The following is a 13,714-nucleotide window of genomic DNA, read 5'->3' on the forward strand; positions in this document are numbered from 1 at the left end:
GCCCTGTAAAATCCCTTCCCGGGCGGCCTGGGGGATTGATGCGACTAACTCTGAACTTGAAGACCATCCTGATCGCCGTCGCGGTGCTCGCGGCGTCGTTTTTCATCAGCCTGAAGGCGATGGACTTGCTGTCGCCGCGGGCGACGAATTCCGCGCCGCCGGTCGCGCAACTGCCGCCGCTGCTGCAGGTCGCGAAGAGCTCGATCGTGGTGGCGCCGGTCGCCATCGCGCTGTCGGCGATCCGCGAGCAGGCCGAGAAGGCCGCCCCGCGCAATTTCGCCGGCAAGGCCGAGAACCCGATTTCGCAAATCCTGGAGAACGCCGACATCGGCTGGTCCGCCGTGCGCGGGCCGATGTCGGCGGTCGGCGACAAGGACGTGCTGACGATCTCGACACCGCTCACGGGCAAGCTGAACGTGACGGGATCGCTGTCGTCGAAAGCCACCGGCGCCCTCGGCGAGGCGCTCGGCAGCGTGCTCGGCGGCAATGCCGCAAAACAGATCGGCGCGGTCAACATCAAGAATCTGAACGCCAGCGCCGAGATCAAGGGCAACGTCGTCGTCACCTCGCGGCCGAAGCTCGCGGCCAACTGGCATCTCGAGCCCAATCTCGGCGCCCAGGTCAATCTTGGCGACACCAACCTCAACGTCTCGGGCGCCAAGGTCAACGTGCCGGCGCAGGTGAAGCCGCTGATCGACAAGACCGTCGGCGAACAGATCAACGCCGTCTCCGAACGCATGCGCAACGATCCGACCTTGCGGGAGAACGCGAAGCTGCAATGGGCCAAGGCCTGCCGCTCGATCCCGCTGCAAGGCTCGGGCTCCTCGGCCGCGCTGCCGCCGCTCTGGCTGGAGATGAAGCCGATCCGCGCCATCGCGGCGCAGCCGCGCGTCGATGCGCAGGCCGTGACCCTGCTGCTGGGCCTGGAAGCGGAGACGCGCGTCACGTCCACGCCGACCAAGCCCGACTGCCCGTTCCCCGACAAGATCTCGATCGTGCCGCCGACCGGCACCGGTGTGAATATCGGCGTACCCATCGACGTGCCCTTCACCGAGATCAACAAGCTGATCGCGGCGCAGATGGTCGGCCGCACCTATCCCGAGGACGGCTCCGGTCCGGTGGACGTCACCGTCAAGAGCGTCAACGTGATCCCGTCGGGGGAGCGCCTCCTGATTTCGCTGCTGGTGCGCGCCAAGGAGAAGAAGAGCTGGCTTGGTCTCGGCGCCGAAGCGACCGTGCACATCTGGGGCCGGCCGATGCTCGACCAGGCGCAGCAGACGCTGAGGCTCGCCGACATCCAGCTCGCGGTGGAGTCGGAGGCGGCCTTCGGCCTCCTGGGTGCCGCGGCGCGGGCGGTGGTGCCGCAGATGCAGCAGGCGCTGGTACAGAAAGCGACGATCGATCTGAAGCCGATTGCCGCGAACGCACGCGAGAAGATCGCCGCCGCGATCGCCGACTTCCAGAAAAACGAGGACGGCCTCAAGGTCGAGGCGAAGATCGACAGCCTGACGCTGGCCGACATCGCCTTCGATTCCAAGACGCTGCGCGTGATCGCGGAAGCCGGCGGCTCGCTGAATGTATCCGTGACGAAACTGTCGGGAATGTAACGCGCGCCTTTCCTCGACGGGTTCGTGCGCGTCGTCGCTTGCGCCGCTGGCAATCTGGTCGGAGGATGCTAAGCTGTTCCTCGCACCTTCGGACGAGGTGCTGACAGCAGTGTGGCTGATAACGCGAGGACGACATGGAAGCCGGCATGGTCACGCCTGCGCCGGCGCTGGTGCGCTTTTCCGGCATTCAGAAGACCTACGATGGCGAGCACCTCGTGGTGAAGAACCTCGATCTCGACATCAGGAAGGGCGAGTTCGTCACCCTGCTCGGTCCGTCGGGCTCGGGCAAGACGACCACCCTGATGATGCTGGCGGGTTTCGAAGTTCCGACCCATGGCGAGATCTACCTCGCGGACCGGCCGATCAAGAACGTGCCGCCACACAAGCGCGACATCGGCATGGTTTTCCAGAACTATGCCTTGTTTCCGCACCTGACAATTGCGGAGAATATCGCCTTCCCGCTATCCGTCCGCAACACGAACAAGGCCGAAGCGCAGGAGCGCGTGAGGGCAGCGTTGCGCATGATCAAGATGGAAAACCTGGCTCAGCGCCGGCCCGGGCAGTTGTCCGGCGGTCAGCAGCAGCGCGTGGCGCTGGCCCGCGCCCTGGTTTTCAATCCGCAACTCGTGCTGATGGACGAGCCCCTGGGCGCGCTGGACAAGCGCCTGCGGGAGCAGATGCAACTGGAGATCAAGCAACTGCACGAGACGATGGGCATCACCGTCGTCTACGTCACCCACGATCAAAGCGAAGCGCTTACGATGTCGGACCGCATCGCCGTGTTCAACGACGGCATCGTGCAGCAGATCGACAGGCCCGACGCGCTGTATGAGCATCCGGTGAACAGCTTCGTCGCCCATTTCATCGGCGAGAACAATGTGCTGTCCGGCACCGTCGAGACGGTCGAGAAAGAATATTGCCGCGTTGCGCTGGCGGGTGGCGGCGCCGTGACCGCACGAGCGGTCAACGTATCGGGCGCGGGCGCATCGACCTCGCTGTCGGTGCGGCCGGAGCGGATCGCCATTATCCCGGATGGCACCTCCAGCGACGAACCGAACCGACTGCCTGCCAAGGTGCAGAACACCATCTATCTCGGCGACCACGCGCTGGCCGTGCTCGACGTCGCCGACAACAGGGAGTTCATGGTCAAGCTTCAGCCGGGGACGCATGACGGCCTGAGAGCCGACAGCCTGAGAGCTGGCGGCCTTACACCCGGCGATGACGTGTTCATCACCTTCCGCCCGGAGGACTGCCTGGCTCTCGATCCCGTCTGATCCAACCATGCAGCAAATCTCCCACGCGGGCGGACCTGCACCGACCAAGCTCAACGCAATTCACGTGAAGAAGAAGGAACAAAGACCATGCTGAAGCGCAAGATTGTACTGGGGTTCGCCGCGGCATTCACCGCCAGCGCGGCGCTGGCCACGGTCGCGCAGGCGCGTGACCTCACCGTCGTGTCGTGGGGCGGCGCGTATCAGGATGCCCAGAAGAAGGTCTATTTCGAGCCGTTCAAGAAAGCGGCCGGTATTCCCATGAACGACGAGTCCTGGGACGGCGGCGTCGGTGTGTTGCGAGCCAAGGTGCAGGGTGGCGCCGCCACCTGGGACGTCGTCCAGGTCGAGAGCGACGAACTGGCGGTCGGCTGCGAGGAAGGCCTCTTCGAGAAGCTCGACTATTCGAAGATCGGCGGCGAGGCCGCCTATATCCCGCCGTCGGTGAACGCTTGCGGCGTCGGCGCCATCCTCTACGATTTCGTTCTCGGCTACGACAAGGACAAGCTGAAGGAGGCTCCCAAAGGCTGGGCCGACTTCTTCGACACCAAGAAGATTCCGGGCAAGCGCGCTTTGCGCCAGGGCCCGAAGACCACGCTGGAGATCGCCCTCATGGCCGACGGCGTCGCGCCAAAGGACGTCTACAAGGTGCTGGCGACCGACGAAGGCGTCGAGCGCGCATTCAAGAAGCTGGACACCATCAAGGCCGACATCGTCTGGTGGAAAGCCGGCGCTCAGCCGCCGCAATTGCTCGCCTCCGGCGAGGTGGCAATGACCTCGGTCTACAATGGCCGCATCGACACGGCGAACAAGAACGAGAAGAAGAATTTCGGCATGGTGTGGGACGGAGCGCTGTTCACCCTTGACACTTGGGTGATCCTGAAAGGCAGCCCGAACAAGGACGCGGCCTACAAGTTTCTGGACTTTGTCGGCAAGGCGGAGAACCAGTCGAAACTGTCGGAGAACATTGCTTATGGCACCTCGAACAAGGCCGCAGCCGCTCTGCTCGCGCCTGCTGTTCTGAAGGACCTGCCGACGGCACCCGACAACATCAAGAACGCGGTCGAGATCAACGTTGCCTTTTGGCTCGAGAACATCGACCGCCTGACCGAGCGCTTCAACAAATGGGCAGCGAAGTAGCGCGCCCGCAGGGCTCGACCAATGACGGATGCGCTCTTGACCGGCGCCAACGCATCGACCGGGGTACCGCTCAAGCGCCGATTGAGGCGCGCGGAGCGCGCACGCCAGATCAAGGCGCTGGTACTCATTCTGCCGCTTCTCGTCTTTCTGCTCTTCACCTTCGCAGGCCCGATCGCCGGCATGCTGTGGCGTGCCGTCGATGACCGGGAAGTGCGTCTGGTTCTGCCTCAGACCATCGCGGCTCTCGCCAGTTGGGACGGCAGGGATCTGCCGGACGAAAAGGCCTACGCGGCGCTGGCAAGCGACATCATGGCGGCGCGCGCTTCCGGCACCATTGCGATTGCGGCCAAGCGGCTAAATTACGCACTGAACGGCTTCCGCACGATCCTGACCAGCACCGCACGCAATCTGAAGACCGTGCCCGAGCCCGGCACGGCGAGGGAGACGCTGGGCAAGATCAACCCCGCCTGGCGCGAACGCGCCACTTGGACCACGATCAAGGACGCCAGTGGTCCCATGACCGGCTTCTATCTTTTGTCGGCGCTCGACCTGACGCGGAACGTGGACGGCGCGATCGTCGCGGCCCCGCCGGATCAGGCCATCTACCGCGACGTTTTCGCCCGCACCTTCCTCATCAGCCTCAGTGTCACGGCACTTTGCCTGATCCTCGGCTTCCCGGTCGCTTACTTGCTGGCCGCGCTGCCGCCCGGCCGGTCGAACCTGCTGATGATCTTTGTCCTGCTGCCGTTCTGGACGTCTCTGCTGGTCCGCACCTGCGCCTGGATCGTTCTGTTGCAGGGCAAAGGCGTCGTGAACGAAAGCCTGCTCTGGCTTGGCATCATCGATGCGCCGTTGCGCCTGATCTACAACCGCTTCGGTGTCTGCGTGGCCATGACCCACGTTCTCCTGCCGTTCATGATCCTGCCGCTGTACAGCAGCATGAAGGCGATCTCGCCTGCCTACATGCGTGCCGCCGCCTCGCTCGGCGCGCCGCCGCTTACCGCCTTCCTGCGCATCTACCTGCCTCAGACGCTGCCCGGCATCGGCGCGGGAAGCCTGCTCGTTTTCATCCTGGCGCTCGGCTATTACATCACGCCGGCACTCGTCGGGGGCGCCGCCGACCAGATGATCAGCTACTTCATCGCGCTCTACACGACCGAGACGGCCAATTGGGGCCTTGCTTCGGCACTGGGTGCGGTGCTGCTGCTCGCCACTATTCTGCTCGCGCTCGTCTACGGAAAGCTGGTGCAGGGACAGCAGGTGACGGGAGGGATGAAGAATTGAGCGACAGTCCCTCCCTCCGCACGCCCAGCCAGCGAATCGCGTGGACCGCGACCATCGTTATCTCCACGCTGGTGTTCATCTTCCTGATTGCGCCGATCCTCGCGATCATGCCGCTGTCCTTCAGCTCGGGCTCGTACCTCACCTATCCGCTGCCGGGCCTCTCCCTGCGCTGGTATGACGACTTCATCAATTCGCCGCGCTGGATGAATTCGCTGAAGAACAGCATGATCATCGGTGTGGCCTCGACGCTGCTTTCGATGGTGCTTGGCACGCTGGCGGCGCTGGGGCTGGCGCAGTGGAAGAGCCGGTTCAAGCCGCTCGTGCTGGCGTTCGTGCTGTCGCCGGTCGTCGTGCCCGGCGTCATCACCGCGGTCGGCCTGTATTTCTTCTTCGCGCCGATCGGACTGACCGGCAGCTATCTCGGCTTGATCCTGGCCCACACCGCGCTGGCGACGCCCTTCGTGGTGATCACGGTCGGCGCGACGCTGCAGAGCTTCGACACCAATCTGGCACGCGCCGCCGCCTCGCTCGGCGCTTCGCCGCTTGATGCGTTCCGCCGTGTGATCCTGCCGCTGATCCTGCCTGGCGTGGCGTCGGGGGCCCTGTTCGCCTTCGCGACCAGCTTCGATGAGGTGGTGATCGTGCTGTTCATGGCAGGTCCGGAACAGCGCACACTGCCGCGCGAGATGTTCAGCGGCATCCGCGAGAACATCAGCCCGACCATCACGGCAGCGGCGGTGATTCTGACCACGGTCTCGGTCATCCTGCTCGCCACGCTGGAAGGCTTGCGCCGACGCAACGAACGGCTCAGGGGCAGCGCGTGAGCGGGATCGGCGCTTCTCGCTCGCCCCGCTTGCGGCAGGGCTATTGCATGTGAACATGCGCGAGAGGTCGTCATGCCCGGGCTTGTCCCGGGCATCCACGTTCTTCGTGCCGCATGGTTAGACGTGGATGGCCGGGACAGGCCCGGCCATGACGCGGAGGCTTCGCGCCCAAACTCTCGGATCAAATTCGATTGCTTTCCCGCAAGCGGGGAGAGACGAAGGAACACCGCCGCGCCCTGCTTATTTCTCAACCCTCCTCGCACATCCCGGGCTTTGCTCCCGCCAGCGATTGTCGCTAGAACGGCTCCCGCAACAAAGCCCAAACAACAACACAAAGGGAGAAACAAAATGCAAAAACTCATCGCCGCGGTCGCGGCCGGTCTCGCTCTCGCCGCCACTTCGGGCGCCGCGCAGGCGCAGATTTCCGACGACGTCGTCAAGATCGGCGTGCTCACGGACATGTCGAGCCTCTATGCGGACGCGACCGGCAAGGGCTCGCTCGCAGCCGTGGAGATGGCGGTCGCCGATTACGGCGGCAAGGTCGCGGGCAAGCAGGTCGCCGTGGTCTCCGCCGATCACCAGAACAAGCCCGACGTCGGCGTCAACATCGCCCGCAACTGGTACGACAACGACAAGGTCGACGCGATCTTCGACGTGCCGACCTCGTCGGTGGCGCTGCCAATCTCGGCGCTGACGCGCGAGAAGAACAAGATCCACATCAATTCCGGCGGCGGCTCATCCGATATCACGGGCGTCGCCTGCTCGCCCAACACGGTGCACTGGACCTACGACACTTATGCGCTGTCCAACGTCGCCGGCAAGGCGATGGTCAAGCGCGGCGAGGACTCCTGGTTCTTCGTCACCGCCGACTACGCCTTCGGCATGGCGCTGCAGCGCGACGCCGCCAACGTCGTCAAGGAGAGCGGCGGCAAGGTGCTCGGCGAGGTCCGCCATCCGCTCAACTCGTCGGACTTCTCCTCCTTCCTGCTCCAGGCCCAGGCCTCCAAGGCCAAGGTAGTCGCGCTGGCCAATGCCGGCGGCGACACCACCAACGCGCTCAAACAGGCGGCCGAGTTCGGCCTGACGCAGGGCGGCCAGAAGATGATCGCCTTGCTCATGGAGATCACCGACGTCCATTCGCTCGGCATCAAGTCGACGCAGGGTCTGATCATCACCGACGCGTTCTACTGGGACACCAACGAGGAGACGCGCGCCTTCTCCAAGCGCTTCAACGAGAAGGTCGGCCACATGCCGACCATGATCCAGGCGGGGCTCTATTCGGCGACCATGCATTACCTGAAGGCGATCGACGCCATCAAGTCCGACGAGGCACCGAAGGTGATGGAGCAGATGCGCAAAACGCCGGTCAACGACTTCTTCGCCAAGAACGGCAAGATCCGCATCGATGGCCGCATGGTCCACGACATGTATCTGTTCGAGGTCAAGAAGCCCGAGGATTCCAAGGGCGAGTGGGACCTCTACAAGCTGATCGCCACCGTGCCCGGCGACGAAGCCTTCCGTCCGCTCGACAAAGGCGGCTGCCCGCTGGTGAAGGGGAACTAGGATAGATAACCGGCCGGCGTCAATTCCTCACCCTGAGAGCCCGCTGCAGGCGGGCGTCTCGAAGGATGGCTACGATCACCGACCAAACGAAGCGGCCCCTGCGTCGGGGGCTGGTTACGGCGAAGCCGCCTGCAAATAAGCAACCACCTTCGCCGCTTCCTCTGCCGAGACGCCGCCATAGGGCTGCATCTTGTTGCCGGACACGACCTCGTCCGGCTTGACCATGAAGCGGGTGAGTTTGTCCTGGTCCCAGACGAAGCCAGCTTCTTTCATCGACGAGGAATAGTTGTAGTTCGGCAGCGAGCCGGCTTTGCGTCCGACGATTTTATTGAGGTTGGGGCCCAGACGATTGTCGCCCTCTTTCACCGAGTGGCAGGTTCGGCAGGAATTGTTGAAAGCCTGCTGGGCTGCGTCGTCGCTCGCCGGCTGCTGTGCGAGCGAGGCGGGCGCGGTGAGCAGCAGTGCCACTGCGCCGGCGAACACGTGCAGCCATGTGCCTTGCGGCGTTTGCGGACGTGATTGCATTCGCGCCTCCATCGGGGATCGCGCCGCAGCACGCGCGCGCATCGGGATGCCGAGGGCCAACGAAAACGGCCCCGGTGGGTTCCGGGGCCGTTTGCGTCACAATGTCCTGTCGCTTACCGCGTCGCGGCGCCGAGGTCGGCGCGGCGTTCCGTCATCGGCAGCACGATGACCTTGGTGCCGACATTGACGCGGGAGTAGAGGTCCGAGACGTCGTCATTGGTCAGGCGGATGCAGCCGGAGGAGACCTGCTTGCCGATGGTCTCGGGCGCGTTGGTGCCGTGGATGCGGTAGATGGTGCCGCCGAGATACATGGCGCGGGCGCCGAGCGGATTGCCGGGGCCGCCGGCCATGTGGCGCGGCAGATAGGGCTGGCGGGCGATCATCTCCGGCGGCGGGGTCCACGCCGGCCACTCCGCCTTCCTGGTCACCGACTGCACGCCGGACCAGGTGAAACCGTCGCGGCCGACACCGATGCCGTAGCGTATCGCCTGGCCGTTGCCGAGCACGAGATAGAGGTAGGTGTTGGGCGTATCGATGATGATGGTGCCGGGCGCCTCACGCGTCGCATAGGAGACCGTCTGACGACGAAAGCGGGCGGGTGTTTCAATGACGTCCTGATCTTCGGACGGCGCGGCCTGATAGGGCGTCGCTTGATAGGGTTGGTACGGCTGCGGCGCTGCGATCGGCGGCAGCGGTTGGAAGAACGGGAAGAGCTGCACGGGCGCGGCCTTCGCCGGTCCGGCGAACGCGATCGCGGTGACAGCCACTGCGCCAAACGCAAGGGCGCGCGAATAAGTCTTCAACGTCTCCAGATTGATCATTGGTCGCCCCTGTTTGCGCGGTGTTGCTTGGCCGCCCCGGCACCGCTTCGGTGCTCTGTTGCGTAAATCACTAACGGCAAGAAGTTTCGGGACGTTTGCGCGGAAAACCGAAAACGGCTTCATGGCGGCAAGGATTGTTTCATGACGGTTTCGTGGCTGCGTGGATCCGTTAACGAACAAAACAGCGGGCCGACACTTACATGACGTCACACGCCTGAAATATCCGTGGTTGATGGTCCAAAGCCGAGAATCATAAAAATCTCGGGATTTCCCCATGCGGGTATTAATCGCGACTGACGCCTGGCATCCACAGGTCAACGGTGTGGTGCGGACGCTGACCTCGCTGGCTGGCGCGGCCAAGGCATTGGATGTCGAGATCGACTTCCTCACGCCGGACGGCTTTCGGTCGTGGCCGTTGCCGACCTATCCGGGGCTGCGCATTGCGCTGCCGAGCGGCAGGGAGATTGCGCGGCGGATCGAGAAGGCGGCGCCGGAAGCGCTGCACATCGCGACCGAGGGGCCGATCGGCTGGGCGGCGCGGGCTTATTGCCGTCGCAACGGGCTCGCCTTCACCACCTCCTACACCACGCGCTTTCCGGAATATGTCTCGGTGCGAACCGGCATCCCCGCGAGTGTCGGCTACGCCGTGCTGCGCCACTTCCACGATGCCGCCGCGATGACGATGGTGGCGACGGCCTCGCTGCGGCAAGAGCTGTCCGAGCGCGGCTTCAAGCGGCTCGGCTTCTGGACCCGCGGCGTCAACACCGAGCTGTTCCATCCCGACTCTCCGGCCAAGCTCGATCTGCCTGGGCCGATCTTCATGACGATGGGCCGCGTGGCGGTGGAGAAGAATCTCGAGGCGTTCCTCTCGCTCGACCTGCCCGGCACCAAGGTCGTCGTCGGCGACGGCCCGCAGAAGGCTGCGCTCGAAAAGAAATATCCTGATGTGGTCTTCCTCGGCGAGAAGAAGGGCGCCGATCTCACCGCTCATCTCGCCGCCGCCGACGTGTTCGTGTTTCCGAGCCTGACCGACACGTTCGGCGTGGTGCAGCTCGAGGCGCTCGCCTGCGGCACGCCGGTTGCGGCGTTTCCGGTGACGGGTCCGAAGGATGTCATCGCCGATCATCCGATCGGCGCGATCGACCACGATCTGCGCGCCGCGTGCCTGCGCGCGCTCACCATGTCGCGCCAGACCTGCCGCAACTTCGCGCTGGAGCGCTCCTGGGAAAACAGCGCGCGCCAGTTCGTCGGCAACCTCACCTCACTTCAGCCCAGCCGTGCCTTGCGCGCCTCGCCTCGCATGGCGCGGCGGCCGGTGCGCGGTTGACCCAAAACGTTTTGAACCACAGCGAGAACCTCATCGATGGCTAAGATCATGAACCTTGACGGCACCCAGCAGCTCGACCTCACCCGTGGCACGGTCGAGCAGGCCTATGATCGCTGGGCGCCGGTCTATGACCTGGTGTTCGGGGGCGTGTTCGCCAAGGGCCGGCAGGCCGCGATCGCCGCCACCAACAAGATCGGCGGCCGGGTGCTCGAGGTCGGCGTCGGCACCGGCATCTCGCTGCCGCTCTACGCGCCGCATCTGCGCATCTTCGGTACCGACATCTCGGAGGCGATGCTCGACAAGGCGCGCCAGCGCGTCGCCGAGGGCAAGCTCAAGAACGTCGAAGGCCTCGCTGTGATGGATGCCGAGAAGCTCGAATTCCCCGACGACTCCTTCGACGTCGTGATGGCGCAATACGTCGTCACGGCCGTGCCGAATCCGGAAGTCGCGCTGGACGAATTCGCCCGCGTGCTACGCCCGGGCGGCGAGCTGATCATCCTCACCCGCGTCAGCGCCGATACCGGCATGCGCCGCTTCATCGAGCAGAAGCTGCAGCCGGTGGTGCGTCCGCTCGGCTTCCGCACCGCGGAGTTCGCCTGGTCGCGTTACGCCAAATGGCTGGCCGGTGCCGACGGCATCGAGCTCGCCGAGCGCCGCCTGATCCCGCCGCTCGGTCATTTCTCGCTGGTGCGCTTCCGCAAGCTCGACGTCGCCAAGGCGGCGTAACCCAAGCTCACGCGTCGCGTGCGTCACCGCGTCGCTGCACATCGTCACATGACAAAATGATGATGTCACACGGCCTACATCGAATCTCTGTAAATCCTGAACCCGAAAGCATTTGGGGGAGAGCATGATCAAGAATTATCTCGAACAGCTGCGGATCCAGCGCTGGGACGACCATCGCTACTATCACCACAGCCGCATCAATCAGAGCCTGCACTTCGTCAGCGCGCTGAGCTTTCTGTTCGCCTATGTCTGGCTGTTCGTCGATCCCGTGGTCTCCGCGCTGGTCGGCTGGCTGGTGTCGATGACCTCGCGCCAGGCCGGCCACTTCTTCTTCGAGCCGCACGGCTACGACCACGTCAATCAGGCGACGCACGAGCACAAGGAAGAGATCAAGGTCGGCTACAACCTTCAGCGCAAGGTGGTGCTGATGTCGATCTGGGCGCTGTCGCCACTGGTGCTGTTGGTCGATCCCACGCTGTTCGGACTGTTCACGCCCTGGGTGGGCGCGACCGACTTCATGCGGCAGGTCGCCAAGATCTGGCTCGTGGTCGGCGGCGGCGGTCTCCTGTTCCGCACGGTGCACCTGTTCTTCATCCGCGACGTCGAGACGGGCCTCGTCTGGATGACGAAGATCCTGACCGACCCCTTCCACGATTTGATGCTCTACCGCAACGCGCCGCTGGCGCTGATGCGTGGCGAGCTGATGGATCCCGGCCTGCATCTCAAGCCCGAGCACACGCTGGGCCTCATCGGCGAGCCCACGCTCGAAGAGCAGCACGCCTGAGCGCGCCGTTCTCACCAAGGCCTCCGATGTCTGATGATTGCGTCATGCCCGGGCTCGCCCCGGGCATCCACGTGTTGGAGTTCTCGCGCGGAGCCGCGTGGATGGCCGGGACAAGCCCGGCCATGACGCCGTTGGAGGAACTAGCCTCAGCGCCCGAAGCGCTTGGCGAGCATCTCTTTCAGGATCTGCCGCTTGATGGTCTTGTTGGTGAGGACGCCATCATGCCACCAGAAGCCGTCGGCCTTCATCTTCTCGGCCGCGCGGACGAAACGCTCGGCGACCTCGCTGAAATCGGCGTCGGTGTAGTTCAGGCTGAAGATCAGCCGGCCGGTGCCGACCCAGCTCAAGGACAGGCCTTCGGCGCGCAGGTAATATTGCAGCATCCAATTGTAGCGGGACGGGGTGGTGTATTTCACCGTCCAGATCGACGAAAAGTTCGCGAACCGCACCGGCAGGTCGGCCTCCGTCATCATCCGGTTGAGCTTTTCCGCGCGCTCGTTCCAGGTCTCGTCCAGTCCGTCATAGACGGCGCGGAAATTCGGGCTGGCGAGCCGGCTCAGAAACTCGTCCATCGCCGTCATGACGTAGGGGTGCGAGTTGAAGGTGCCGCGGGCGAAGCAGACGTCGGCCGGGCGGTCGTCGCGGAAGCGGCGCATCAGCAGGCGTTTGCCGCAGACCACGCCGATCGGCAGGCCGCCGGCGAGGCTCTTGCCGTAGGTCACCATGTCGGCGCGGACGCCGAAATACTCCTGGGCGCCGCCTGCGGCGAGACGGAAGCCGACGAAGACCTCGTCGAAGATCAGGACGATGCCGCGCTCGGTGCAGACCTCGCGCAGCTGCTTCAGCCACGCGGTGTAGGCGGCGCGGTCGAAATTGCCGCCCCGGGAGGAATCGACCAGCGAGGAATCGCCGGGCGCGTTGCCGTTCGGATGCAGCCCCTGCAGCGGGTTGACCAGCACGCAGGCGATGTCCTTGCGCGTACGCAGCACGTGCAGCGTCTTCTCCGACATTTCGGCGAGGGTATAGGTCTCGTGCGCAGGAATCGGATTGCCGACGCCGGGCTGCACGTCGCCCCACCAGCCGTGATAGGCGCCGGCGAAGCGGACGAGATGGCTGCGCTTGGTGTGATAGCGCGCGAGCCGCACCGCCTGCATCACGGCTTCGGTGCCGGACATGTGGAAGGACACTTCGTCGAGGCCCGAGATCTGGCACAGCCGCGCCACGTTCTCGAGGATGACGGGGTGGTAGGGGCCGAGCACCGGGCCGAGCGCGTGCGCCCGCTTCTCGGAGCCCTCGATGCACTCCTTGTAGAAGTCGTTGCCGAAGATGTTGACGCCGTAGGACCCCGTGAGGTCGTAGGAGGTGTTGCCGTCGACATCCGTGATGGTGACGCCGCGCGACGACTCCACGAAAGTCGAGGTGCCCAAATGCTCGCGAACCAGACGCGAGAACTGGAACGGCACGCGGTAGGTCTCGGTGAAGTGCAGATCGGAGATCTTTTCCGCCGCTTCCTTCGTCATCGCGCGGCCGTTGGGGTAGCGCTCGGCGTAGAGGCTTGCGAGGCGGAAGAAGCCGTCCTTGCGCTGCATTGCGATGTTCGCCGGCGCGCCGTCGCAGGCGAAGTACGCATCGCCTTCGAACTCGTAGAACGGGAGCAGCTTTGCGACCCGGCGCGACATCTTGGAATGTCCGGCGAGCGAGCGGTGTTTGGCGCGGGACAATTCGATCCGCGCCTTGATTTTCGGGAAGGCGGCGGCAGCGGACGCTGCGGCGGCCACGGACAAAGAAAGAATCGGGAGTGTCGTTTCCATGACAACAAGCGCTAATACTGCGAGCTGACAG

The 13,714-nt window shown here is 64.4% G+C and carries 12 protein-coding genes; 9 read left to right on the forward strand and 3 right to left on the reverse strand.

The window, feature by feature from the left end:
• Positions 1-38 precede the first annotated feature (38 nt).
• The 6 genes from ABIC03_RS20320 to ABIC03_RS20345 all read left to right on the forward strand — a co-directional run bounded on the left by ABIC03_RS20320 (position 39) and on the right by ABIC03_RS20345 (position 7,689).
• Positions 39-1,607 carry a DUF4403 family protein gene (locus tag ABIC03_RS20320; protein ID WP_354060432.1) on the forward strand — a complete coding sequence of 523 codons (1,569 nt, stop codon included), beginning with the start codon at positions 39-41 and terminating at the stop codon, positions 1,605-1,607.
• A 134-nt stretch (positions 1,608-1,741) separates the two neighbouring features.
• Positions 1,742-2,881, forward strand: coding sequence for an ABC transporter ATP-binding protein (locus ABIC03_RS20325; RefSeq protein WP_354060434.1), 1,140 nt, complete (start codon positions 1,742-1,744; stop codon positions 2,879-2,881).
• Between the two features lie 87 nt (positions 2,882-2,968).
• A complete protein-coding gene (locus tag ABIC03_RS20330; RefSeq protein WP_354060436.1) occupies positions 2,969-4,018 on the forward strand; it encodes an ABC transporter substrate-binding protein in 1,050 nt (349 codons plus the stop codon).
• Between the two features lie 21 nt (positions 4,019-4,039).
• A complete protein-coding gene (locus tag ABIC03_RS20335) occupies positions 4,040-5,302 on the forward strand; it encodes an ABC transporter permease (RefSeq protein WP_354060438.1) in 1,263 nt (420 codons plus the stop codon).
• Positions 5,299-6,126 carry an ABC transporter permease gene (locus ABIC03_RS20340; protein ID WP_354060440.1) on the forward strand — a complete coding sequence of 276 codons (828 nt, stop codon included), beginning with the start codon at positions 5,299-5,301 and terminating at the stop codon, positions 6,124-6,126. The genes ABIC03_RS20335 and ABIC03_RS20340 overlap by 4 nt, the downstream gene beginning before the upstream one ends.
• A gap of 348 nt (positions 6,127-6,474) precedes the next feature.
• On the forward strand, positions 6,475-7,689 hold the full coding sequence (locus tag ABIC03_RS20345; protein ID WP_275173944.1) for an ABC transporter substrate-binding protein: 1,215 nt from the start codon (positions 6,475-6,477) through the stop codon (positions 7,687-7,689).
• Between the two features lie 114 nt (positions 7,690-7,803).
• Here ABIC03_RS20345 and ABIC03_RS20350 read toward each other — a convergent pair whose 3' ends face one another.
• Both ABIC03_RS20350 and ABIC03_RS20355 read right to left on the reverse strand, forming a co-directional pair.
• Positions 7,804-8,214 (reverse strand): c-type cytochrome, encoded by a 411-nt coding sequence (locus ABIC03_RS20350; protein WP_354060443.1) that lies wholly within the window; start codon positions 8,212-8,214, stop codon positions 7,804-7,806.
• Between the two features lie 113 nt (positions 8,215-8,327).
• Positions 8,328-9,035 carry a L,D-transpeptidase gene (locus tag ABIC03_RS20355; RefSeq protein ID WP_354060445.1) on the reverse strand — a complete coding sequence of 236 codons (708 nt, stop codon included), beginning with the start codon at positions 9,033-9,035 and terminating at the stop codon, positions 8,328-8,330.
• Positions 9,036-9,309: 274 nt separating this feature from the next.
• On the opposite strand from ABIC03_RS20355, the gene ABIC03_RS20360 reads away from it, so the two are divergent.
• From ABIC03_RS20360 to ABIC03_RS20370, 3 genes are all read left to right on the forward strand, one after another.
• Positions 9,310-10,362, forward strand: coding sequence for a glycosyltransferase family 4 protein (locus ABIC03_RS20360; RefSeq protein ID WP_354060447.1), 1,053 nt, complete (start codon positions 9,310-9,312; stop codon positions 10,360-10,362).
• 36 nt (positions 10,363-10,398) lie between these two features.
• Positions 10,399-11,088: a class I SAM-dependent methyltransferase gene (locus ABIC03_RS20365; protein ID WP_354060449.1), complete on the forward strand. Its 690-nt coding sequence runs from the start codon at positions 10,399-10,401 to the stop codon at positions 11,086-11,088.
• 124 nt (positions 11,089-11,212) lie between these two features.
• Positions 11,213-11,872 (forward strand): hypothetical protein, encoded by a 660-nt coding sequence (locus ABIC03_RS20370; protein ID WP_354060451.1) that lies wholly within the window; start codon positions 11,213-11,215, stop codon positions 11,870-11,872.
• A 146-nt stretch (positions 11,873-12,018) separates the two neighbouring features.
• On the opposite strand, the gene ABIC03_RS20375 is transcribed toward ABIC03_RS20370, so the two are convergent.
• Positions 12,019-13,683 carry an aminotransferase class III-fold pyridoxal phosphate-dependent enzyme gene (locus ABIC03_RS20375; RefSeq protein ID WP_354060453.1) on the reverse strand — a complete coding sequence of 555 codons (1,665 nt, stop codon included), beginning with the start codon at positions 13,681-13,683 and terminating at the stop codon, positions 12,019-12,021.
• Positions 13,684-13,714: the final 31 nt, after the last annotated feature.

The sequence above is a fragment of the Bradyrhizobium sp. RT6a genome (genome assembly GCF_040547675.1).
In the GTDB taxonomy this organism is placed as follows: domain Bacteria; phylum Pseudomonadota; class Alphaproteobacteria; order Rhizobiales; family Xanthobacteraceae; genus Bradyrhizobium.

Bases quoted from the DNA above. Each gene is read 5' to 3' on its own strand.
- ABIC03_RS20320 (WP_354060432.1), top strand. From the start codon at position 39: ATGCGACTAACTCTGAACTTGAAGACCATCCTGATCGCCGTCGCGGTG.
- ABIC03_RS20325 (WP_354060434.1), top strand. From the start codon at position 1,742: ATGGAAGCCGGCATGGTCACGCCTGCGCCGGCGCTGGTGCGCTTTTCC.
- ABIC03_RS20330 (WP_354060436.1), top strand. From the start codon at position 2,969: ATGCTGAAGCGCAAGATTGTACTGGGGTTCGCCGCGGCATTCACCGCC.
- ABIC03_RS20335 (WP_354060438.1), top strand. From the start codon at position 4,040: ATGACGGATGCGCTCTTGACCGGCGCCAACGCATCGACCGGGGTACCG.
- ABIC03_RS20345 (WP_275173944.1), top strand. From the start codon at position 6,475: ATGCAAAAACTCATCGCCGCGGTCGCGGCCGGTCTCGCTCTCGCCGCC.
- ABIC03_RS20350 (WP_354060443.1), bottom strand. From the start codon at position 8,214: ATGCAATCACGTCCGCAAACGCCGCAAGGCACATGGCTGCACGTGTTC.
- ABIC03_RS20355 (WP_354060445.1), bottom strand. From the start codon at position 9,035: ATGATCAATCTGGAGACGTTGAAGACTTATTCGCGCGCCCTTGCGTTT.
- ABIC03_RS20360 (WP_354060447.1), top strand. From the start codon at position 9,310: ATGCGGGTATTAATCGCGACTGACGCCTGGCATCCACAGGTCAACGGT.
- ABIC03_RS20365 (WP_354060449.1), top strand. From the start codon at position 10,399: ATGGCTAAGATCATGAACCTTGACGGCACCCAGCAGCTCGACCTCACC.
- ABIC03_RS20370 (WP_354060451.1), top strand. From the start codon at position 11,213: ATGATCAAGAATTATCTCGAACAGCTGCGGATCCAGCGCTGGGACGAC.
- ABIC03_RS20375 (WP_354060453.1), bottom strand. From the start codon at position 13,683: ATGGAAACGACACTCCCGATTCTTTCTTTGTCCGTGGCCGCCGCAGCG.